This window comes from Vibrio diabolicus (assembly GCF_011801455.1).
In the GTDB taxonomy this organism is placed as follows: Bacteria; Pseudomonadota; Gammaproteobacteria; order Enterobacterales; family Vibrionaceae; genus Vibrio; species Vibrio diabolicus.
This window is the reverse complement of sequence record NZ_CP042452.1, coordinates 1,754,185-1,777,841: the sequence shown is the minus strand read 5'-3', so window position 1 is coordinate 1,777,841 and position 23,657 is coordinate 1,754,185. Positions and strand designations below refer to the sequence as shown.

Here is a 23,657-nt window from a genome sequence, read left to right as displayed (position 1 = left end):
GATGATCTAGGTTCTTCAGCCAACCATCTGACTTACAAAGCGTTACGCTTCCCTCTAGTAGAGTGTAGGATAATTTATTGTTTTGTTTGCCTCGTTAGAAAAATTCTACAACCCCTTTAAATACTGCGCGTTGGCTGTTGGTTGAATCATGGCATTCAGCGTTTGGACGGTTTGTTCGCTGTGTTCTTCAAGTAGAGCTAAGAACGCGTCAATCAACTCAGGTTTGCTTGCTGAGACTTTCGTTTCGGTCTGGATATCACGCAGATCGATCAACACATCGGTAAACAATTGCGGCAGATCGTGCAGCACTCGCAGGTTTAAGACGTTGTGTTCGCTGTAGATCGAATTGTGGCTGCCTTTCTGTTTTTGCACCACGTAAGGATTGTCTTTTAAGTTGATGATAGACGTGCGTTTATCACAGCGTTTCAAACAACCTTTGTTGACCTTCACCTTACGGCACCCTTCGGTTTGTTGGAACAAACATTGGCGGCTCGTAAGTAGGGTATTTGGATGATAAATGCTGTAGAAGCTGCGCATGTTTTTCGGACGCTTGATGTGGCGCATCTGCTTCATATTCAGCTCGTTAGAAACAAACGCGCCACTTGCCGCGAACTCGTCTTGAAGGCATTTAAACGCGTATGAGTTCACCGTGTTCATTTGTGGGCTTGCCACCCAGCCTAAGCCGAGCTCTTTTGCGATCATGCCGACGCCTGAGTTGTTGGTGATCAACAACTCAGGTTGGATGGTTTCCAAAAATACGCGCGCGGCTTGGTAGTCTTCGCCAATCAAAATGGCAGGAAACCAAGGTTTGAGTATTGGGTTGGCTTGGAACAACTCAATCATCGCGCTCAGTTCACCAGACAATCCCATTGGCAATTGATAGTAAACATCAATGTCGTGATATTCGCACAGCATGGCTTCTTGTGCTGACGAGATCAGAACCGATAATTTGGGCGCACCTTGGCGAGGTTCTGGTTGAGGTAACGCTGGCAGAGTTGGCACATAAATCGACCCTTTCAAGCTGCGGCCGGATACTTGTGTCGAAGTGACATCGAACGACTTGGTTTGCTCTGCCACTTTCTCAATGATCGCGGTTTTGTCGTCGTAGAGTTTCTTTTTCACCGCTTGCACATCATCAGCAGACTGGCATTGATAAACCTTCGAAAAATGCTTTACAGCGTAGTCGCGCGGGTTGTCGATGTACATCGCCTTGCCGAAATCACCTTGCAAAAATGCGTTAGAGAAATCGCGGTTGAACACCGTGTATAACTCGGTGGTGTCTTCAGAGAGTTCCAAACCCTCGCACAAGCGATCGATTTGCTGACGCCAATTGTCGACCACGGTATAGACGTAGTGCGATTTCTTGATTCGTCCTTCCACTTTTAATGAATACACGCCAGCATCGGCAAGCGCTTCCAAGTCCCCAAAGGCGGAGTTGTCTTTCATATTGAGTGGGTAGTTGTTGCCCGTTTTGGTCGTTTCGTACTGTTCGCGACAAGGTTGACTGCAACGTCCACGGTTACCTGATGCACCATTGCGAGCGGAACTGATATAGCAAATTCCGGAGAATCCGATGCAGTATGAGCCGTGGACAAACACTTCCATCATTACGTTGTGCTCGCGACCAAATTGCGCCAGATGTTTGATCTCATTGATGTTGAGCTCGCGAGATAAGTTTACTCGGCTCGCGGTGAGCTGGTTGAGAAAGAGGATTTGGCCTTCGTTATGCGTGTTCAGTTGCGTTGAAGCGTGCACATCCAAATCGGGAAAGTGATGTTTGAGAATGTAGGCCAGACCGAGATCTTGTACGATCACGCCATCGATTTTGGTGGTGTTCAGTTGGCTGAGCAAGCGAACAATCGCTGGAATTTCACTTTCTAAAATCAGCACATTCAACGTTAGGAAAATCTTACAGCTGTGCTGATGGGCCAACGTTAACACGCTATTTAAGTTATCTAAGGTGAGGTTGGTCGCTCGGTTACGAGCATTGAAGCGGTCGAGCCCACAGTAAATTGCATCGGCGCCAGCGGCAATGGCGGCTTTGATGGAATCTAAATCACCACCGGGTGCTAATAACTCAAATTGATCGCGTGTCACTACTTTTCTCTTTCTTACTAAAATAGGCTGCAAATGTTACGTATTTCACGCTTTTGATGCTCAGCTAGTTAACGCTTTATTAATCTGAATCAATTAATCCGTGTTACACGGTCGACTCTTGAGTGGGTAGAGTGCAATTCGCGATAGCGGAATCTGACTTCTATAGTTTTCCTACACTTGGTTTTTCTATATTTAGTTTTCGACTCATAGAGAGGAAGGGACGACAAATGAAAAAAGTAATCATCGGGTTGGTAGTGGCGTTGGCGTCATTGAGTGCGTTGGCTGGGGAGGGTGTGGTAACCGTTGCGAGCACGCATTCAGCAAAAGATACGGCGGATAAATTTGTCGCTATCGCGCAAGAAAAAGGATTGAACGTCTTTGCGCGCATTAACCATCAAGAGAATGCCACGAAAGTCGATATGACGTTGCGGCCAACCGAAGTTATCGTGTTTGGGAACCCTAAAGTGGGCACGCCACTGATGATCTGTGCGCAGGAAGTGGCGCTCGATTTACCCCAAAAAGTGTTGGTGTATGAAGATGCTGAAGGCAAAACGTGGTTAGCTTATAACGATCCTATGTATTTAAAGCAGCGCCATCATATTGAAGGCTGTGACGAGGTATTGAACAAAATCAGCGGCGTGCTGGGCAATTTAACCCACGCGGCGGCGAAGTAGGGCTGGTTATTGGCTTCGCTTTTTTTACTCCGAAAACGAAAAAGCCAACCTCACAAGGAGGTTGGCAAATCTTACCTATGCTGGGGGTAGATAAGATCAGGAGGCGGCGAGTACGCTGTGCACTTCTGACTTAATTGAGTCAGACTGCGTACCGAAAATCGCTTGTAAACTGTCGCCAATCACTAACACATCTCGCGCGCCGAGCGCTTTTAGCTTAGCAACATCAACGTTGGCAATGTCTTTTACCGAGACACGCAGACGGGTGATACACGCATCGACTGACTTAATATTGGCTTTGCCGCCCAATGCAGCTACTACATCCACCGCAATTTCATCAGGTTGTCCGGCAATCTTCACTTCTGCAATGTCGGTTTCACGGCCCGGCGTTTTCAGATCCAACTTCACAATTAGGAAGCGGAACAAGCCGTAGTACAGCGTCGCCCAGATTGGACCTATGATGATGAACATCCACGCGTTGCTCGACATTGGGTAGTAAAGGAAGAACTGGATCGCGCCGTGCGCAAAGTCCGTACTGTGTTTGATTTCCAAAAATGCGGTGATCGCAAACGCAATACCGGTAAGGAAAATATGGATCACGTACAGCACTGGCGCGACGAATAAGAATGTAAATTCGATTGGCTCTGTGATACCAGTTAACCAAGAGGTCAACGCCGCAGACATCATCAAACCGCCGACGATTTTCTTACGCTCTGGAGACGCGCAGTGGTAAATCGCCAGTGCCGCTGCTGGTAGCGCCCACATGGAGTACATAAAGCCACCAGACAGATAACCTGCGGTTTTATCGCCTGCGAAGAAGCGAGTGAGCTCACCAGTAAACTCTTTGCCGGTTTCTGGGTCTACATAGCTGCCAACTTCGAAGAAGAACGGCGCATTCCAGATGTGGTGCAAACCAACAGGGAGTAATGAACGTTCGCCCGCGCCGTAAACCGCCCACGCGAGTACCGGGTTTTGGTACGCTGCCCAATGAGAGAATGCATCAAGAAGTTGTCCGACAGGTGGCCATGCAAACGCGAGAATCGCACCAACGACGATCGCCGATAGACCGGTGACAATGGGCACAAATCGCTTACCCGCGAAAAAGCCCAAATATTCCGGCAGTTTGATGTTGTAGAAGCGGTTGTACATGATTGCCGCGACCACACCGATAAAGATGCCGCCAAACACCCCGGTTTGCAGCGTCTCAACGCCCATGATGGTGGCGTCAGTTTCTAAGCCACGCAGACCAGTCACGATACCGAGCGATGCGTTCATAATAATTAGGCCAACTAAGCCAGCGAGCGCAGCCGCACCGTCATTGCCTTTTGATAACCCGAGCGCCACACCGACCGCAAACATCAACTGCATGTTGCCGAACACGCCTTCACCAGCGGCGAGCATCACTTTGTTGACCGCGTCCGGAATAAACGCAAAACCCGCGTTACCAATACCCAGCATCAAGCCGGCCACCGGTAACACCGCCACAGGCAGCATCAACGACCGCCCTATTTTTTGTAGTTGTCCAAATATACTTGCAAACATGGTTTCCTCCTGACGAATGCCAGTGTTGTAGGACCTGATTCCTTCAGGTCATGTTGTTTCACGTAAGGTCAGGATGATCATAGCGAGCAAGGCGGCGCCTAAGGTTACAAAAGGCAATCAGTTTGTAAGTGGCCGCTTACAAATCTCTTCCACCGAGAAGTGAAAATTGCAATCGGCTCGATTGTGCATGGGCGTTTAAGAATGCATCATATTGGCCAGCGCCAAACTCAGGGGCAGGCACAGGGACGGACACAGGGAAAGTAGGATGGAAAACAAGCAGATACTGGTCGTCGATGACAACCTCGACCTTCGCGAAGCATTGTCAGATTACCTTGGTCGCGCAGGGTTTGAAGTGCTTTGCGCAGAAAACGGCGGCGTGATGTGGCAACTGCTCAACGATCACCATCCTGATTTGATCATCCTCGATATTATGATGCCCGGTGAAGACGGTTTTACCCTGTGCCAGAAACTGCGCAAAAACTCCGATATCCCGATCATCATGCTGACCGCCGTCACTGAAGAAGCTGACCGAGTCGCAGGGCTAGAAATGGGCGCTGACGACTACATCACCAAATCATTCAGTCCACGTGAACTGCTCGCACGCATCAAAACCATTCTGAGACGCAGCCAATCGACCGCCAATAGCAAACTGACGCGTAAAGTGCGTTTTGACGACTGGTTATTAGATACCGTAACCCGGCAACTGACCCACGTTGCTAGCCGCGAGGTTAAGCAACTGAGTGGCGCGGATTTGTCGCTGCTCGGTTTGTTCGTCAACCACGCGCAATCAATATTGTCTCGCGATGACATTGCGCGCGAGATCTGGGGACGCGATGCCGACCCGTTTGAACGCGGCATCGACGTGCAGATCAGCCGCTTGCGTCATCACCTTGAAGATAAAGACCGCTCGCTGATCCTAACGGTGCGCAACAAAGGCTACATGCTGACCACGGGCGTGCATTATGAGAATTAAACGCTGGACGGGATCACTGGTCGTTCGCACCAGTGTGTTCTTGTTGCTGGTGATCATTCTGGCGCAGGTATTATCCGGGATTATCTGGTATCAACACGCCAGCGAACGCGATAAAGAGGGCCTGACCACCACAGTCAAAAGCTTAGCACTGAGCGCTTCTTCCACCATCGCTTTCTTTCAAACCCTCCCTTCTGAATATCGCCACTTGGTGCTCAATCAACTGCGCAACATGGGAGGCACGCGCTTTTTCGTCTCACTCAACAATCACCAGATTGATGTCGACCCACTGCCAGAGAGCGAGCGCAAAACGTTGGTCATCAACCAAGTTCGCGAGGTTTTGGAAAGCGAGCTGAGCGGCATTCCTAATATCGAGGTGGAGTTTACCCAGCGTGACAAACTCAAAGTGTTCAACAACGAGCTACCTATCGACGAACTGCCGCTATTGTGGGCGCATTATTCGCTTTCGTTTGGTGACCTCAATCCGCCTATTCTGGTGATGCAGGTCGAAGTCGCGCAGAACGAATGGTTTTATCTCGCGGCGGTGCTACCCGCGCCTTACATCAACCTAGAGACTAACTATTTTGAGCTGCGCCAATGGCTGACGCTATTGGTGTCCGCGCTAATGCTGTTGCTGTGTACCTGGTTTATCGTTCGCAAAGAAATTCAACCCATTCGAGAGCTGGCAAAAGCCGCAACCCTGATGTCGAGCCGATTAGACGTGCCCGAAGTCTCTGAGCGCGGCAGTAACGAACTGAAAGCGGCGGTACGTGCGTTTAACAAGATGAATCGACGCATCGACAGCCACATTAAAGACCGCGAGATGCTGTTCAGCGCCATCTCCCACGATCTGAAAACGCCGATAGCCTGCCTAAAACTGCGGGCGGAAATGCTGGATGACGACGCCGACCGAGAACGCTTTATCCGCCTGAGTAACGACCTAGATTTGATGGTCAAAGGCGCATTGCAATGCATTAAAGAGACCGATATCCACGAGGAAATCGAGCCGATCAATTTCACCCAACTGATTCAGCACATTTCCTCCAATATCGCCGATGCGCCGGACACAATTCGCATCCACGGTGAAATCCGCACCCACTTTGCTGGTAAACCGTTAGCGATTAAGCGCTGCATTCAGAATCTGGTCGATAACGCGCTCAAATACGGCCATCAAGCGGACATTACGCTGAGTGAAAGCCCAGAGTCGATCCAGATTGAAATTGAAGATCACGGTGACGGTGTTGACGATTTATTACTTGAAAAGCTCTGCCAGCCATACTTCCGCGCTAGCAACGACAAAGAAGGCAGTGGGCTGGGGTTAACCATTTCACAGAGCATTGCAAAGGCTCACGGCGGCAGTTTGTCGCTGAGCCATTCTCAGTTTGGCGGCCTCTGCGCCACGCTGACTTTCCCGAGAGACTGACTATGAACAAACTGGCATTCTTGTTCCCACTGTTGCTCGCCCCTTGCGTCGCTCACGCTGAGTCGCCACAAGGGGTAGAGTTTTTACATTGGTGGACTTCTGACGGTGAGCAGCAAGCGCTGCAAACACTTAAAGCTCAGCTAAAACGGCACGATATTGAGCTGCTGCAAAGCCCTGTGTTAGGCGGTGGTGGTGACAGCGCGATGACGGTACTGCAAGCTCGCGCGCTGGCGGGCAATCCACCGAGCTTCGCGCAAATCGAAGGGCCAAGTATTAAGGCATGGGATGCCATCGGTATTTTGCACAACGTTAACGCGGTGGCCGATGAGCAGCACTGGGACGAGGTACTCTACCCGCTGTCTATTGAAATCAACAAAACACACAACGGTTATATCGCCCTGCCACTCACGCTACACCGTTTGAACTGGCTGTGGGTCAACCACAAACTGCTGAAACAACTGAATCTTTCCGCGCCGAAAAACTGGCAAGAGATGTTCGCTGCCATGGAGCTTGCCAAGCAAAATGGCATTGTACCGATCGCGGTCGGTGAGCAGCCGTGGCAAGTCGCCCAACTTTTCGAGAACTTAGTGATCTCCACTGGCGGTGTTGAGTTCTACACCAATGCGATGGTTAAGCTTGAGCGAGATAGCATCGACAGCGAAAAACTGCGCCAAGCGCTGACGCAATTTCGTCGCCTGAGTTTGTTGATCGACAACCAATTACCCGACAGTAAGTGGGATACGGCAACCCAAGCGCTAGCCGACGGTCAAGCGCTATTTCAAATCGGCGGTGATTGGATTTTGGGTGAGCTGCTCGCCAATCAAGTCTCAGTTCCGCAAGAGATCGGCTGTTACCCAACGCCGGACAGCGATGGTGTATTCCTCTACAACATGGACAGTTTGGTGTTTATGTCGAGCAAGTCGTTTTCTGCCGAGGCGGCTCAGCAAACCGCAAGCGCGCTGGCAGACGTCGAGTTTCAAGCCAAGTTCAATAAGGTAAAAGGCTCGATTCCGGTACGCACCGATATCGACATCAGCGATTTTAATCCGTGTCAGGTCCAGTCATATCAAGACTTTCACTACGGCGTTAAACACAACCTCGCTGTGCCGAGTATGATTGACTCGATGGCGGTCAATCCGGTTGCTCAGCAAGCGATAAACTCGGAAATCTTCCGTTTTTACCGCAATCCCAAGATGGAACCCGACGAGCTGATAAAACGCATTATTGCTATTTCGCAAAGCAGTTGATGGCAATGAATTTGTGCCGAGTGGAATAAAAAAGCCCCAATGATTGGGGCTTGAGTGAAGCGAAGTATGCCGTTTAGAAATAGTGGAAGATCGGCGGTTCATGCATCAAGAAGTTTTGATGGGAGATGTTCCACGCATAGGCGCCCGCTAAGGTAAACACAACGTAATCACCAATATCGACGTGGGCGACGTGTTGATTGCGTGCCAGCACATCTTTGGGCGTACAAAGCTGGCCGACAAAGGTCGCTTGTGCATGCTGAATTGGGTGAGAAATCTCGTGGTGCTGCTCGTTTTTCAGGATGACGAATGGATGGTCATGGTTCTGCGCTGCTGGCGTGCGGAAGTGGTGAGTTCCCCCGCGCGCGATGACAAAGTTTTCGCCAAGATTTTGCTTAATATCCAGCACTTCCATCACGTAATAACCACATGCCGCCGTGATGAACCGTCCGCATTCAAAACGCAGTGTCCAATCTTGCACTTGCTCTTTGGCGATCAGGAATTCCAACTTGTCGCAAAACTCCATCCACGGAAAGTGTTGCTCAGGGTTTTGGTAGTTGATGCCCATGCCGCCGCCCAAGTTGATCATCAGCTCACTGAGTTCGAACTCCTGCTGCCACGCTTTCACGACTTGGAAATAGCGCTGCATTAACGCTAAGTGACGTTCAACATCGAGCTGATGCGACATCAAGTGAAAATGGACGCCTTTCAGCGACACTTGCGGGAAATCGCGCAGCAACATCAAAGCATTGCTCAGTTCGGACTCGTCCAAGCCAAACGGAGTCGGCTTGCCGCCCATTGCCAACTTGCTGAGCGTGATGTCGCCAATATCGATGTTCATACGCAAAAAGATCGAAGCAGGGCGGTTGAGGCGCTCGGTTAGGGCACCAATGCGTTGCAGCTCAGTGAGGCTTTCGACATGAATTGCATCGACATCAAGTTCAATCGCTTGTTGCAATTCACTTGGCATTTTTCCTGGGCCGCCGAAGATCAATGGCTTATCGAGTTGTTGCTGGTGGAGGTGTGCCAACTCCCCACCAGATGCCGCTTCAAAACCATCGACATACGGCGCGAGCGTTGTAAGAATCGGGCCTGATGGATTGGCTTTGGCCGCGTAAAATAGCTCGACATTTTTCGGCAAAACGTGACGCAGTTGTTTGATGTGTTCTTCTAAGGCGTTTAGGTCATACAAGTACGCGCATAAGGGTTGATTTTGCTGCTGTGCGAGCGTGTGAATTTGCTGTCTAACGCGTGTCGGTAGAGAGAGGGAATTAGGCATGTTGCGCTCCTTTTTCGTGTTGCTGCCAAGGCGTGGCGACTTGGGTATAGCCCGACTCTTTATCGGCTTTTTGCATCAAGCGCGTGGTGAAATTATTTTTGCTTGGGAAGTGACCGCCATTCAGCAACGCTTCTAGTTCCGGCTGTTTTCCATTCACGGATTGCCAACGCACAATGGCACTTTGCACCGCATTCCACAGCGTTTGCTCTAGTGGCTCATCACCTTCTGCGATGAAGAAAATCGCTTCGCTGATGTTGTTGATAAAGGTGCAGTATCCGATGCGATTCCAGCCTTGTTCGCGACTGTAGTAAACCGATTGTCGCGCGCGTTCAGACAAATCAGTTAATGTTTCTGCTGGCCAGAACTCCGGCAGTAATTTAGTGCCTTCCAAATCACGAATCCAAACACAACACGGCATCTCTTGCTCAAAGCCAATCAAGGTGTTTTGCAAATGCGGCTCAAACGCCACACCGTGTTTGAAGTAGTAGTTAAACACACCCGGAATTAGGCCATGCAAATAGCGTTCAAACCACAGTGTCGCGATGTCGGAATAGCGATTTTGCGTAGTACGCGCTTTGTTTTTAAGGCGTTGAGCAATGCAACTGTTGCCGTTTTTGTCGTAAGCAAACAGAGCGCCAGCGAGGGTTGGTTTTAAGATATCGACTTCGCTCAACGAGAAATTTTCGCGATACAAAATCCCAAACGATTCGCGCGCTTTGGTGTTGTCATCCCAATTACGCTCAGCGACACTTTCTAGATTCAATGTGGTGGCGTAAGGCTCTGTCATCACTTTAAATACGGGGTTGTGCAGCTGTTCGTTTTCTCTAATAGGTTTGAGAATCGACGTGAGCTGCACGGCGCTGTCGAGTTCGTACCACGCGTTTTTGCGCACGCAATTGGTTAATCGTACGTTGATGGAGAATTTCGCAAACCAATCCATGTCTGGGTGGTAGAGGGTACGAACTGAAGAGGTCGGCTGCATCTTTTCACCACCTAAACCCAGTGGTGTGATCTTGCCTTGCTCAATGGCACGCTTCACGCTTGGGTTGCTCAAAATGGTGTAGCTTTCCCAAGGATGGCAAGGGTAGAGGGTCTTCTCATTGCTGGTGGTGTGTTGTGGCGCGAGCTGTTGTAGCATGCGCTGCGCAGGGTTAGCGTCTCCGTCTGAATTCAGCACATCAAGTAAGGACGTATCCACTTCAAACCAGTACAACGGGACTTGCGCGCCGACTTCTGGAGAAAACGCCAAGAGATCATCCATGGTGACGCCCGAACGACTTTTCGGGGTCGGATGGAAAGTATGCCCCCAAATCAGAGATTGTTCCGAAGCGATAAATTCGTTGTGATGCGATTTGGGCGCGACGTTGAGAAACTGCTCGGTAACCAGCACGCTATTTTCCAGTTGTTCGATCAGCTCATGGTTAAACGGGATCGCCAATACCTGCTTGAGATAGTTAAGCAAAAGCGTAAGAGTTTGCGTGGCATCCAATTTTGCCCAACCAGATCCCGGCATTTTCGCCCAAGGCAGTTCTGCCAATTTGATTTTGCCCAGTTTACTCGCGTAGTGAATCGGCAAAACCAGCACGCCATTTTGTTGAGACAGATGAACGGCTACCCGTTGCTTGGCGAAATAGTTGCGTTTTAACGTTTGGGGTAGCGATGTTGATTGGTAGTGCCATTCTACTTGTTGATTCGGCAGTGCAAATTCACGTAAGTAACAATTAAGAACACCCATAATCGTGTTGAGTTGGGCCTTCTCCCGATTGAGCTGCACATCATGCGCGCGCAACTCGCTAGTCTGAGAGGATTGAGTTTGTAACATGTTGATTTCCAAATTTTGAATGGAGAACCAGCGCGATCAAGGTGATTACGCTGACTATCGCAGAAAGTAGGAAAGGAACCTCAAGTAGCCCCAAGCTAGAAATGAAAGAAGCGCAAAATCCCGCTGCCACGCCACCCCATTTGGACATGGCATCAAAGCGAGAAAATACTTTGCCACTGAGTTTGCGATCCAGATTGCTCGCAAGATGCTGATGCAATCCGTGATAGCAACACACCATCGCGATGCCGAAGATAATTCTCGCAGCAATGAGTGCGGTTTCGGACGCAATCAAATGCAAGGCAGAGCTCACGGCAAGCAATGCAAACCCGAGCCACAACGTGCGCAGCGGTTGATGGCGATTCAACCCATCTGACAACACGTGGATTTTGCCTGCCAGCAACAGATAGACGCCATGCGGCAGTGCGTACAAAAAACCGATCCATGCGTGGTGAGTGATGCCATATTGCTGCACAAACGGCGAGAAATAAGGAAAGGTCACCACCATAGAAAACGCAAACCCGAACTGAGCAAAGAAGATCCAACGAATGGCATGCATTGCGTTTTTCTTTGCAACAGGTTGTTCTTGCTGAGATTCTGAGTTTGGCTTTTCGAGGTTTTGGTCGGCGGGTTTATCCGCTGGCAGTGTTAGCGTGATGCCCATAGCAATCAAAGGCAAAACGCATAACCACAGGTACGCGTTGAGTGGGTCGGTCTCTGACAAGCTCCAGCCGAGCCCTATGGGCGCAACGATCAGCGCCAAGCGAGCAGATAGTTGGGTTTTATTGAGTGACTTGCCGAGTGTTTTGGCTTCTTTAATTTGACTAGATAAGTAGCTGTTCGAGGCGGCCATGGTGCCACCAAAGGTTCCTTGAACAATAAGACCAAACACAAACATGGCGAGGTTGTCTGCCAAGCCGCACAGCGCAAACCCTGCTGCAAGGCCAAGTTGCGCACGCAAGAGTGAGCGGCGGCGACCGTAGCGATCGGCAAAGTTGCCCCAAAATCGCGCCGCCAACGCAGTACAAAACGTAGGTAGGATAAACAATACCCCTGCCCAGTCCGCATCAATGCTTGCGCCTAACGTTGGCAATACGACGGGTAGAAATAGCGGCATACCTAACGCGGCAAACGCAGCGATAAAGTGGCACAACAACACACTGTAGATGAGTTTGGTCATAATCGTTTAACGTACGCTTTTTTTGATGGCTTCTAAGTAGGCGCGCTGCGCTTCTTCGCTAGAAAGCAGTAAGAAGTTCGGAGCCGACAAACCATAGAATTTATTGATGTCACTCGCGCCGGAGGCTTCTTTCGAGAGCAAACTGCCAGAGCTCAACAAGTACTTGGCGTACAAATCAGGCGCATCTTGCAGTAACTCGCGTGCCAGTTTTGTTTCTAACCCTTCGCCTTCCAATCGGTTGAGTTGCTCAGCAATGCTTTTGGCCACGATGGCGTAAAGCGATGCTGAAGAGGCAATGCCCTTCGCTGCCATAGCTTCTACAATCGCTGCGATATCCAATTGTAATGTGATGGTGGTAAACATCTGACCGAGCGCCAATTCATTGTCGACTTTGATGCGTTGATCGAGCAGTTCATCGCAATCCACTGGAAGTGTTTTTGCGCCGTGTTTTTCGGCGGCATGCTCTGTAGCAAAGTGGAAGCGCTCTGGCCAAATTCGCGCCGCGTCGTTGTCTTTCATCGCGAGCGTCATTTTGCCCTGTTGATCAAATGCAACGATGGCGTTTTGCTGGTTGGACTCCAATGCGATGCCATAACGAAGCCACAAGGTGAGGTGCACTTGGCAAAGAAGGTCGACGTAATCTTGGAACCACGCCAGCGTATCTTGTTGATAGTACTGCTCTGCCAAATGTTCTAAGAACAAGCGGTCGTCAGGCATTGGGCTTGCCAGTGCTGCAACCGGAACTAACGCTTTGTCTTCGCAATGAGTAAGTGGGTACTCACGTACGATGTACGCGAAGGTTTTACCCTCGCCGACGTGTCCACCGTGTTTTTCGTTGCAATGGAACAAGCGAGTGTTTAAATCGGCGTCCGTTTGTTCAAGGTGGCTGAGTAGACGTTCAAACCAGTGGCCGTCATACAGTGTTGAAGGCTTGATTAAGCGAATGTTTTTCGTGCCTAGCGATCGCATGATCAGCGGAACTTTGATGTGAATATGCGGCGCGTCGTTGACTACCACAGTACGAACGGAAAGCGTTGGCGTCACGTCTAGGTACGTAAACGGCGCTTCTATCATGCCTTCGGGTAAGGTTTCTAAAGAGCGAAGGGTGAGCGGATGCGCAGGGAACAGTACGTGGCTCAGTGTAAAATCAGCAGGAAGCCCAACTTGCTCCATTGTCGGCCAGCAATCAGGTTGTTCGCTGGTTAATGTCACCAGTGATTTTTCAATCGCAATCCAATGCAGAGCAAAGCTTTGTGCGAACTCGGGCGCGTACTTAGCAAGGTCTTCATCGCTCAGACCAAACTTCGCACGCGCAGTTGGATAGTACGGGTGGTCAAGGTAAGAAGCGATCTGGTCGGCAAGCAGTAGCTTTTTATGCCAAGAACCAAGCTCGGATATTGGTTGAGAAATGTGGTCGGCGTGGTGACGAAACGCTTGGTCACACAGCGCTTTGTGTTTCTCTGCGCATTCCAGTTCTTGAAGATACCCCGCCAACAATTCGTGAGAGCTCTCATGCGCCAGTGTCGTTAGTAGCGCAATCCACTCTTGATAATGCTGCTGATGCTCGACTTGGCCATTCCTCTCCACCCACCAACCTAGCGGCGCTTCGCCATTGGTTTGGCCGTAACACCAATGCTGCATGTAATACGTTGGCACAACAGGTAAATAGAGCGTGAAATCCGGATTATCAAAGGTCAGCCAGACTTGCTCGCTTTGAGGAACAATAACCCCTTTTGGTGCGGCGCTACTGAACTTGGCGTTCGATAAAATGCCAAACATGTCTTCGCGCAGGCAAGTATCGATCAATCGTTGGGTTAGGTATAAAGCGTTGTGATTCATGCTGCCACCTCGCGAGTCGGAGCTAGATCGAAATTGCTAAGCGCGTTCTGCAGCGCTTGGTCGAGGTTTCGCCCTGATGGTGAGACAATCGAAATTCGGGCGAGATAATCCTTATTGGAATAACTCTGTTGGAAGTGTTCTCCAGCGGTTTTTAGTACCTGTTGCTGGGTGATGATATCGTCATCGTTTTGGATGAAGGAGGTCGAATCTCCATCAATCACACCGCTGTGCTCCGCAACTACGTAGTGCACGTGCGCTGACCCATGAATTTGGTAATCGCCGTCCAATCTTCGACCCAGATGCAGACCCAAAATCGTGCTAAACCAGCCGAAGTGAGCGAGATTGTTGAGCAAGAATTCGCGGCCATCTCCAATACTGCGGTAGTTAATTTCCACCAGAACCGGGCCATTTTCCGTAATGATAAATTCGCTGTGGCAAACTCCAAAACCAACGCCGAACGCTTTCAGTTGGGCCAAGCACGCTTCTCGGTGAGCAATGCCGTTTGGTCCGTTCCAGTCTGCGGCTGTTTCGATAAAGTAAGGCGGCTCAGAGAGCGACACATCAAAACCGCCGACGGCGATAAGGCGCTCACCATCTCCCAGAGTTTCGAGCGTAACCAACGGCCCTTGAAGGAATTGCTCCACCAGAATGGCGGCGTTTGGGTGTTTTTGCCAAAACGCATCGCAGTATGCGTCGAGCTCGCTTTGGGAGTCACAGCGCTGCACATCTAAACTTGCCACGCCTTCTTTGGGTTTTGCCACGACAGGAAAGGCCATGCCTAATGCCACATTCGAATGGCGGTGCAGCAAACAGCTTTGTGTGTTGGGTAGGGCTTTTTCATTTAACACTTGTCGAGTTAAGTGTTTGTTTTTGGCTTTTAACGTGACAGACCAATCTTTGGATGGGAGGCCAAAAAATTGCGCGCAGATGGCGGTGGAAGTTTGTAAGTGATCACTATTGCTGAAAATAGCGTCGGGTTTTAACTCATTCTCAGTGATGGTTTCGATGATCTCCAAGGGATTGAAGACATCGCACTCTAGAATGGCATCCGGATTAAAGTGACTATCACGACTCGCCAGCTCTAAATGGCTTAGCTTGTGGTCGGTGATAAGAACGACGTGAAGGTCCATCGCTTTAGCTGCAGGCACAAAGCCGTGAGTGACTGCATCGTTAACGACATGACTTACGATAATCATCGTAGATTTCATGAGCTTTCCTAATTTTCTAACATTTTCTTCTAACGTTGATAAAGTCGCTCACGGTCGTCTTCCAATGTGCCTCTCGCGAGATGGAGGGCAGAAGTTTTAGTGTTTATTGTTATTATGTTTGGTTTTTTTTGTTGTTAGTTGTGTTTTTAGGGTAAATAAATATAGAGCATAAAATTAATATTGCAAATAGAAATAATATTTGTTCTTATTTCCATCCGTTGGCTTTATAACAACTAAACGGAATTATGGAATGAATAAATTATTGACCCTGACCCCCTTGGCGGTCGCGATTGGTTCTTCACTAGTAGCACCAAGCGCAGTGGCTTCAGAAGAGACGAACTCAACCTCATCAGCAACTGAAACGATTCAAGTCTTCGGTCATCAGTACGAAGGTTATGCTGAACACATGCCTCAATCAGGCACCAAAACCGATGTGGAATGGCTTGATGTGCCACAAGCGGTATCTGTAGTAACGAAAACAGAAATGCAAGACCGAGGCGCGGTGCGTTTAGTGGATGCGCTAGATGGGGTAGCCGGGGTCAATAACACCTTGGGCGAAGGCAGCCGCGATCAGTTCATGATCCGTGGTTTTGATTCACTCAATGATATGTACCGTGACGGCATGCGAGACGACGGTACGTTGCAGTCTTACCGCAGCTTGGCGAACGTTGAGCGCGTTGAAATTGTGAAAGGCCCGGCGGGCGCGCTGTATGGCCGTGGCTCGGCAGGTGGCATCATCAACTTGGTGACGAAGCGCGCTAACGGCGATAACTTCACCCACGTAAAAGGCAGTGTGGGCAGCAACAGCCAGTATGTTGGTCAAGTCGACAGCTCAATGGCATTTTCTGACAAGGTCAACGGACGTATTAACTTGGAATACCGTCAGGCCGATTCTTACGTCGATCATGTTGATTCGAACGATTTCTTCATCGCGCCGACCATTCGCGTGTTGCCAGCGGACGGTCATACCATTGATATTGACGTTGAATACGCCCATCAAGAATTAGTGCCATATCGTGGTGTGCCATCAAAAAATGGCAAGCCAGTTGATTTGCCAGTGAGTACTTACTTTGGTGGCACGAACGATTATCAGGAGTCGGACAGTCTTCGCGTTGCAGTGGACTACGAATGGCGTTTGAACGATCAATGGGTATGGAACAACCGAGCGGCGTTCAACCATATCGAACTTGAGCAAAAAGGCACGCGTCAGGGCAAAGTGACGGGCAATGAAGTGTCTCAAACCGTGAATAACTTTGGCTACGATCCGCGTACTACAACCACTTTGCAATCTGAGCTGATTTGGGAAACCAACGACAATCAATTGATGTTGGGCGCGGATTTCAACCAAATTGATATCGACCTGACGTTGGCAAGTGACAAAACGCTTCCTCCGCAAAATATCTACAACCCAGTTGTGGGCCCAACACCCGATCCGGGCTTCAAACCATTCCGTGACAATACCACCACAACCACGGGTGTGTACGTACAAGATGTGTACACGTGGGGCGACCTTTCTGTGATCGGTAATGTGCGTTACGACTCGATGGATCTCGAACAGCAAAAAGCTGGCGCAGGAAAGGAAAAATTGGACGATGACAAAGTCAGCTATCGCGCTGGTTTGGTATACCGCATCAATTACGACACATCCGTTTACGCCAGTTTAGCGCGCTCTTGGCAGTTGCCGTACGCAGGCATCTACATCAATCCAAAGTTGGCGGAATTCTTCCATACCGACTTAAAAGAAGTGGGGGCGAAAGCGTACCTGCTGGATAACGCATTAATGTTGAATGCGGCACTGTTCCAGATCGACCAAGAGCAGCCACAAACTAACGTAGACGGCGATGTGATCGACAAAATTGAAGTGCGTCACCAAGGCATTGAGCTAGAAGCTCGCGGCCAAATCACCAAACAATGGGATATCTCTGTTGGTTACAGCTACTTAGACGCAGAAGACAAAGCCACAGGTAAAAAGCCGAACGATGTGTCAGACCACTTGTTCTCCCTTTGGAGCACTTACCAATTGGATGACAACTGGCGTTTGGGTGGCGGCGTGAAATACGTGGGCGATCGTTATGCAGGTAACGACGAAGCCGTCGCACTTGGCGATTACACCACGGTGGATTTGATGGCGGCGTACACCACTGGTCGTCACAAGATCCAAGCGAACGCTTACAACATTTTGGATGAGAAATACATTCTTGGCGCAACAAACGGCACGTCTGGCCTAAACCAGATTGGCTACGGCGCACCAGCCGAGTTCATGCTTAGCTACGGATACCAGTTCTAGGCTCGTTGTGCGTAGTTGGCGCACGTTAGCCGATTTTTGCCTCTTATTGAGGATGTTTTAGCCCCGAGAGCCTACGGGAAATGTTTTGCCCGAGGCTCAATTTCTCGCAAAGGAGACCTTAATGTCTTACCAGAATTTGGACGGTAAAGTGCGTGTACGTGCTGGTTTGTCTACCACTTACAGTGTGCTCGCGATTGCTATCGCTTCTGCCACCTCCATGAGCGCAGTTGCCGCTCCTGCTGAAAAAAACGAAACCACCGTGATGGAAACGGTGGTTGTCACTGGCAGCGTGATTGGCAACTCTGACATTGAAGACGTCAAAGAGTACCCAGGTGCTCGTACCGTCATTACCCGTGATCAAATTGAGAAAACCGCCGCAGGTTCGATTGATAATGCGCTACAGCGCGTTCCGGGTATTAAAGTTCAGGATGAAAGCGGAACGGGCGTATTGCCTAACATTTCCGTACGTGGTTTGAAAGCAAGTCGAAGTGGTCATGCGCAGTTCTTGATGGATGGTGTGCCGCTAACGCTCGCGCCATACGGCCATACTGGTCAGTCTATCTTCCCAGCAACGCTATCGATGCTTGATCGTATTGACATTGTACGCGGTGGTGCCGCAGTGCAGTACGGCCCAAACAACGTCGGTGGTGTGATCAACCTAGTGACTAAACCGATTCCACACACTTGGCAAACTGAAATCAGCAACCGCCTTACCGTGTTTGACGGTGGTGATGCGCCGCTGAATGATTTTTACCTACGCACGGGTGGCTGGTTAAGCGACACATTCGCGCTGCAGTTGGAAGGTAACTTTCTAAAAGGCGAAAGCTTCCGTGAACATTCCGATACGGACGTGAAGAACTTTCAAGCTAAAGCACAGTGGCTACTGAGTGATACTCAAGAGATTCAAGCATTCCTGCAACGTTACGATGCTGAAACGCAAATGCCGGGCGCACTTTCGCCACAAGATTACGAGCAAGATCGTCATCAATCGAAACGTCCTTACGATGATTATGAAGGTAAGTCGACGCGCTGGAGTGTTAAGTACATCCACGATTTGCCATTTGCCGACAGTGCCGAGCTAGAAGTGCTCACGTTTGGTCACAAATCAGAGCGTCTTTTCAAGTGGGGCTTTAACAGTGCGGGTGGCCATTGGGCGGATCCGGCTCTGCCTGCGACGGACGTTCGTACCTCTCCACGTGAATTTACCGTGTACGGCATAGAGCCGAAAATGGCGATGTATTTTGGTGAAGGCAAATCCGTTACCCAAAACTGGATCGTGGGTACTCGTTATGTTAACGAAGACATTGACTACAAACTTACTCAGACTCCAATCGCTGGTGGCGCAACCAAAGTGCCGCGTGATTGGCATTTAGATACGGATGCGTTTGCTGGTTACGTCAGCAACGAGATTGGCTTGTTCAACGACACGTTGAAGGTAACGCCAGGGCTGCGTGTTGAATCGGTTCGCATGACGTTTACCGATCGCGGTAAAAAGCAAACGGCAGACAACAAGGTGACCGAATGGCTGCCGGGTTTGACGGTGGCATACAACGTGACCGATCAGTGGGTAACGTATGCGAACGCGCAAAAATCGCTTCGTGCGCCACAAATTGCCTACATCCGAGGCTTGGGTGAAGAAGGGAGCGAACTGGCTTGGAACTACGAAGTCGGCGCGCGTTACACCCAAGATGCGACCAGTTTTAACGCTGCACTTTATCGCATCGATTTTGAAGACCAACTGCAATGGCAAAGCTCAACGCAGACCTTCGATAACATCGGAAAAACACTTCACCAAGGTTTAGAACTTTCCGCTCGTTACGTGCCTGAAGTTCTACCTGCTCTGAGCTTGGGCGCAAGTTACAACTACCTCGATGCCACGCTTGAAGAAGAAGGTGCGAATAAAGGTAACCAGCTGCCTTACACCTCTAAACATCAACTTGGTTGGGATGCGACCTACGCGTTTTACGGCATGGACACCACGCTGTCGGGCTTCTACTTCAGTGATTCGTATACCGATAACGCCAACACCAGTGCTGAAGACGCAACAGGTGCAACGGGCAAAGTGCCGTCTTACATGGTGTGGAACTTCAACTTAGGTACGGATTTATACAAAGACGACAAAGGCAAGTTACGCATGAATGTTGCGGTGAACAACTTGTTTGACGAGGAGTATTACTTCCGTGGGATTGATACCAGCCCAGTTGGTCGATACCCAGCTCCGGGACGCTCTTACACACTGGATCTGAACTATCAGTTTTAAGCGTTTCGTTCGCCGAGTTTGAAAATAAAAGTCGCCAATTTACCTTGGCGACTTTGCCGATCTTAGGTAATGGAAAACTCTTAGCACTGGAAAAAGCAAGATGAAAAATAAAAAACAATTTACGATCAAACACTTTTCAACCGTTTTGCTGATGCTGTTGAGCTCAGTTTTTATGTCATTTAGCGCATTGTCTCAGGCGCGCAGCGTGCAAGATGAGCAAGGCACTTTTGAGCTAGAAGCGATACCTCAACGTATTGTGGTTTTGGAGTTTTCGTTTGTGGACGCTCTGGCAGCCGTCGATGTCTCACCGGTAGGCGTTGCCGATGACAACGATGCCATACGAGTCATCCCTGCTGTTCGTGCCAAGATCGAACCTTGGCAATCGGTCGGCATGCGCTCACAACCGAGTTTAGAGGCGATTGCGGTGCTCAAGCCTGATTTGATCATTGCCGATTCCGAACGTCATCGCGCGATTTATCAAGATTTGCAGCGAATTGCGCCAACTTTGCTGCTAAAAAGCCGTGGAGAGACATATCAAGAAAATCTCGAATCCGCACAAAAAATCGGCGTGGCAATTGGCAAGCAAGCGCAAATGACGCAACGAATCGAGCTGCACAAACAGACCATGGCGGAGTTCAAACAGCATTTTGCGACACAAGAAACCATTCAGTTTGGTGTGGTTTCCGATAAAGGGATGTGGCTGCATAGCCCGGTTTCTTACGCTGGTGGTGTTTTGAGTACACTAGGCATCCAAAGCCCTCTGGCTCCGTCTGAGCAAAATGCTTATATCCCAACCAGCTTCGAACTTTTACTAAAAACCAACCCTGATTGGTTACTAGTTGGACTTTACTCTCAACCAAATATCGTGGATGAATGGCGCAAAAATCCATTATTTAAGCTGTTAACTGCGGCGAAAAAGCGACAACTGGTCGAAGTCTCTCCGGAGCTGTGGTCATTAAATCGTGGTATGTTGGCGGCGGAAGAAATTGCCCGCAACCTTGAAGCGTTATTGGGGCGCTCATGAGTGCGTCGATAATCTCAGAAAGCCCGACTTCGGTTAGAAAACCGCATTGGAAAGCGAGCTTGTTTGTCTGTGCTATGGCGTTGTGTACGCTGTCAGGCTATACCGCCTCAATGATTGGCTGGTCTAACTTTTCCTTGAGTGTTAATGATCTGACAAGCTATTGGTTTGCGTTTGATGAGGGCAATATGCTTCATCAAATTCTTGCGACGTTGCGCGCTCCTCGCACCTATGCTGGGTTATTAATTGGCGCTTCGCTTGCGGTATCCGGTGTGCTGATGCAAGGGTTAACTCGTAACCCTTTGGCGTCGCCATCTATTCTCGGCATTAATGCTGGTGCGGCGTGTTTTATGGCCTTGGCCTCCATCGGCGTACCATTCTTTAGTCAATTGAACCCCATCATCAACGCAGTATTCGGTGCGCTACTAAGTGGTGGTGCGGTCATGTTGTTGGGTGGTTTTTTTTCCGCGCGTTCTCACCCATTGCGTTTGGTGCTGGCAGGCATTGCCATCAGTGCGCTGCTGATAGGGTTAACTCGTGCGTCGGTAATTTTGGCGGATGACATGGCTTACAGCGTGTTGCATTGGTTAACGGGTTCACTCTCTGCGGTAGATTCTCAGCAGTGGCAGCAACTGTGGCCTTTTGCGACTTTAGGTTTGGTGCTCGCCATGGGATTAGCGCGAAACTTAAATTTACTCGCGTTGGGGGACGAAGTTGCTGTCGGGTTGGGTGGTAACATTCGTCTTACGCGATTAATCAGTGGTTTAGCGGTTGTGCTGTTGGCGGGTACTAGCGTGGCGATTGCTGGGCCAATTGGCTTTGTCGGGTTGTTAGTGCCGCACTTGGTACGCCCGATTGTTGGTCACAACTATCACATTCTCATTCCGGTTTCCGCTTTGTGTGGCGCGGCATTGGTGACGTGGTCAGATGCTTTGTCACGCGCGATTGCCTTTCCGGCCGAAACGCCGGTGGGCGTGATTACCGCACTGTTGGGCACACCTTGCTTTATCGCGATTGCAATGAGGAAATCATCATGATGAATCAAACCAAACTGATAGCACTGCTTGGGCTTTTGCTGATTGCGTCGTCTCTCACGCTGTTTGTTGGCGCGGCGAATCTGTCGGCTCAACAGGTTTTTGCATTGCTGTTTTCTTTCTCTGATTCGGACTTTGTGATTCACCAATATCGACTGCCGAGAATGTTGCTCGCCATTGGCGTGGGCGCTGGATTAGGGCTATCAGGCGTTTTAGTGCAAGGCGTCATCCGTAATCCACTTGCCTCCCCAGATTTAATGGGGATAAGCGCAGGGGCAGGGCTGGCGGCTACCGCTTGCTTGGTGTTGTATCCGAATGCGCCGGTGGCAATGTTGCCGATGGTCGCTATGGCGGGAGGTTTGCTTGCTGCAGGCTTTATTGCTGTTCTGGCTTATTGGTCGAAGCCAACACCTGCGCGTTTGGCGCTGATTGGCGTTGCTGTCAGCGCATTTTTAGCCAGCGGTATCGACTTTCTTCTGATTGTGCACCCTATTGAAATCAACACGGCGATGGTCTGGCTAACGGGCAGTTTGTGGGGACGAAACTGGCAACAAGTGCCGTTTATTTGGAGTGCTCTATTGCTGCTACTGCCATTGGCGTTTTGGCTGGCATGGCGGTTAGATGTGATGGGACTGGGAGAAGAAAGCGCCACTACACTTGGCACGAAACCAAGACAGATCCAAATTCTTGCGTTGATTGCTGCCGTGCTATTGGCGAGCATCAGCGTGTCTGTGGCAGGCACTATCAGCTTTGTTGGCCTGCTTGCGCCGCATCTTGCGCGTTTGCTGTTTGGTCACAATCACAAGTTATTGATTCCTGCTTCTGCAACCCTTGGCGCGCTGTTGGTGATTTGCGCCGATGGTCTAGCGAGAGGCTTACAGCCACCAATTGAGCTGCCAGCGGGTGTGCTGACTTCTGTTATTGGCGCACCATATTTCATTTTTCTTTTGTATCGTTATCGAGGTTGGTAAGCATGTTACGAACGCAGAACTTATCCGTCGCGTACGGCAAACAGACCATCATTCCAGATCTCTCTTTGTCGATTCCTCAAGGTAAAATTACCGCGCTTGTTGGCCCAAATGGTTGCGGTAAATCGACACTATTAAAAACCTTGGTACGCATCAATAAACCAGCTTCTGGCGAAGTGTTGTATGACGATAAACCGCTAAGCAACTACGGCGATAAACGCTTGGCGCGTTCGTTGTCTTTACTGCCGCAGATTCTTGTCAGCCCTGAAGGCATTACCGTCAGAAAACTGGTCGAATATGGCCGCTCGCCTTACCTCTCTCATTGGGGGCGGTTAAGTCAACAAGACAAAGCGTTGGTCGAGCAAGCAATGCAAGATACTGGCGTGATTGAGTTTGCTGACAAGCTAGTTGAATCGTTGTCTGGTGGTCAAAGACAAAGGGCGTGGATTGCGATGGTAATGGCGCAAGATACCGACGTAGTGATGTTTGATGAGCCAACCACTTACTTGGATCTCTCTCACCAAGTTGAGCTGATGAAACTCATGAGGCATATGAACGACAAAGGCAAAACAGTGGTCGTAGTGCTACACGATCTAAACCAAGCCTGCCGTTACTGCGATCATTTGGTGGTGTTGGAAAAAGGTCAGTTAGTCACGCAGGGAACGCCGCAAGAGGTACTGACAGAAGGCATGTTGGCATCGGTGTTTGATTTACAAGCGAGAGTATTTAACGATCCAATCTCAGGCACGCCGATGTGTGTGGCGGTGTAGGTCTTACGTCTTTCGAAAGCTATCTGCAATAAAAACGCTGAGCCA

The 23,657-nt window shown here is 49.8% G+C and carries 17 protein-coding genes; 10 read left to right on the top strand and 7 right to left on the bottom strand.

The window, feature by feature from the left end; genetic code table 11:
- Positions 1 to 105: 105 nt before the first annotated feature.
- On the bottom strand, positions 106 to 2,097 hold the full coding sequence (locus FR741_RS23195) for a U32 family peptidase (protein WP_167427825.1): 1,992 nt from the start codon (positions 2,095 to 2,097) through the stop codon (positions 106 to 108).
- A 227-nt stretch (positions 2,098 to 2,324) separates the two neighbouring features.
- On the opposite strand from FR741_RS23195, the gene FR741_RS23190 reads away from it, so the two are divergent.
- Positions 2,325 to 2,771, top strand: coding sequence for a DUF302 domain-containing protein (locus FR741_RS23190; protein ID WP_167427824.1), 447 nt, complete (start codon positions 2,325 to 2,327; stop codon positions 2,769 to 2,771).
- Positions 2,772 to 2,867: 96 nt separating this feature from the next.
- Here the strand turns inward: FR741_RS23190 and ptsG are convergent, their stop codons facing one another.
- The gene (gene ptsG, locus FR741_RS23185; protein WP_167427823.1) at positions 2,868 to 4,310 is read right to left on the bottom strand and encodes a glucose-specific PTS transporter subunit IIBC; all 1,443 of its coding nucleotides are present in this window, start codon (positions 4,308 to 4,310) and stop codon (positions 2,868 to 2,870) included.
- Positions 4,311 to 4,575: 265 nt separating this feature from the next.
- On the opposite strand from ptsG, the gene FR741_RS23180 reads away from it, so the two are divergent.
- From FR741_RS23180 to FR741_RS23170, 3 genes are read left to right on the top strand one after another with little or no spacing between them, the layout of a single operon-like run.
- On the top strand, positions 4,576 to 5,283 hold the full coding sequence (locus FR741_RS23180) for a response regulator (RefSeq protein ID WP_167427822.1): 708 nt from the start codon (positions 4,576 to 4,578) through the stop codon (positions 5,281 to 5,283).
- Positions 5,273 to 6,703, top strand: a complete 1,431-nt coding sequence (locus FR741_RS23175; RefSeq protein ID WP_021822097.1) for an ATP-binding protein — start codon at positions 5,273 to 5,275, stop codon at positions 6,701 to 6,703. The genes FR741_RS23180 and FR741_RS23175 overlap by 11 nt, the downstream gene beginning before the upstream one ends.
- A 2-nt stretch (positions 6,704 to 6,705) precedes the next feature.
- Positions 6,706 to 7,950: an ABC transporter substrate-binding protein gene (locus FR741_RS23170; protein WP_167427821.1), complete on the top strand. Its 1,245-nt coding sequence runs from the start codon at positions 6,706 to 6,708 to the stop codon at positions 7,948 to 7,950.
- A gap of 73 nt (positions 7,951 to 8,023) precedes the next feature.
- On the opposite strand, the gene FR741_RS23165 is transcribed toward FR741_RS23170, so the two are convergent.
- From FR741_RS23165 to FR741_RS23145, 5 genes are read right to left on the bottom strand one after another with little or no spacing between them, the layout of a single operon-like run.
- Complete coding sequence (locus FR741_RS23165; RefSeq protein WP_167427820.1) at positions 8,024 to 9,226, bottom strand: type III PLP-dependent enzyme; 1,203 nt, start codon at positions 9,224 to 9,226, stop codon at positions 8,024 to 8,026.
- Positions 9,219 to 11,048, bottom strand: a complete 1,830-nt coding sequence (locus FR741_RS23160) for an IucA/IucC family protein (protein ID WP_167427819.1) — start codon at positions 11,046 to 11,048, stop codon at positions 9,219 to 9,221. Before FR741_RS23160 ends, FR741_RS23165 begins: the two co-directional genes overlap by 8 nt.
- A complete protein-coding gene (locus tag FR741_RS23155; RefSeq protein ID WP_109169279.1) occupies positions 11,020 to 12,225 on the bottom strand; it encodes an MFS transporter in 1,206 nt (401 codons plus the stop codon). The genes FR741_RS23160 and FR741_RS23155 overlap by 29 nt, the downstream gene beginning before the upstream one ends.
- Before the next feature lie 6 nt (positions 12,226 to 12,231).
- Positions 12,232 to 14,064, bottom strand: a complete 1,833-nt coding sequence (locus FR741_RS23150) for an IucA/IucC family protein (protein WP_167427818.1) — start codon at positions 14,062 to 14,064, stop codon at positions 12,232 to 12,234.
- Positions 14,061 to 15,272, bottom strand: coding sequence for an ATP-grasp domain-containing protein (locus tag FR741_RS23145; protein WP_167427817.1), 1,212 nt, complete (start codon positions 15,270 to 15,272; stop codon positions 14,061 to 14,063). Before FR741_RS23145 ends, FR741_RS23150 begins: the two co-directional genes overlap by 4 nt.
- Before the next feature lie 250 nt (positions 15,273 to 15,522).
- On the opposite strand from FR741_RS23145, the gene FR741_RS23140 reads away from it, so the two are divergent.
- The 6 genes from FR741_RS23140 to fecE all read left to right on the top strand — a co-directional run bounded on the left by FR741_RS23140 (position 15,523) and on the right by fecE (position 23,612).
- Entirely contained in the window at positions 15,523 to 17,559 is a 2,037-nt protein-coding gene (locus tag FR741_RS23140) for a TonB-dependent receptor (protein WP_167427816.1), read from the top strand.
- Positions 17,560 to 17,680: 121 nt separating this feature from the next.
- Positions 17,681 to 19,819 (top strand): TonB-dependent siderophore vibrioferrin receptor PvuA, encoded by a 2,139-nt coding sequence (gene pvuA, locus FR741_RS23135; protein WP_029853989.1) that lies wholly within the window; start codon positions 17,681 to 17,683, stop codon positions 19,817 to 19,819.
- A gap of 100 nt (positions 19,820 to 19,919) precedes the next feature.
- A complete protein-coding gene (locus tag FR741_RS23130; RefSeq protein WP_167427815.1) occupies positions 19,920 to 20,843 on the top strand; it encodes a Fe(3+) dicitrate ABC transporter substrate-binding protein FecB in 924 nt (307 codons plus the stop codon).
- Between the two features lie 74 nt (positions 20,844 to 20,917).
- Positions 20,918 to 21,877 carry a FecCD family ABC transporter permease gene (locus FR741_RS23125; RefSeq protein ID WP_370685978.1) on the top strand — a complete coding sequence of 320 codons (960 nt, stop codon included), beginning with the start codon at positions 20,918 to 20,920 and terminating at the stop codon, positions 21,875 to 21,877.
- Complete coding sequence (locus FR741_RS23120) at positions 21,874 to 22,845, top strand: FecCD family ABC transporter permease (RefSeq protein WP_025504940.1); 972 nt, start codon at positions 21,874 to 21,876, stop codon at positions 22,843 to 22,845. Before FR741_RS23125 ends, FR741_RS23120 begins: the two co-directional genes overlap by 4 nt.
- 2 nt (positions 22,846 to 22,847) lie before the next feature.
- On the top strand, positions 22,848 to 23,612 hold the full coding sequence (gene fecE / locus FR741_RS23115; RefSeq protein WP_140291718.1) for a Fe(3+) dicitrate ABC transporter ATP-binding protein FecE: 765 nt from the start codon (positions 22,848 to 22,850) through the stop codon (positions 23,610 to 23,612).
- Positions 23,613 to 23,657: the final 45 nt, after the last annotated feature.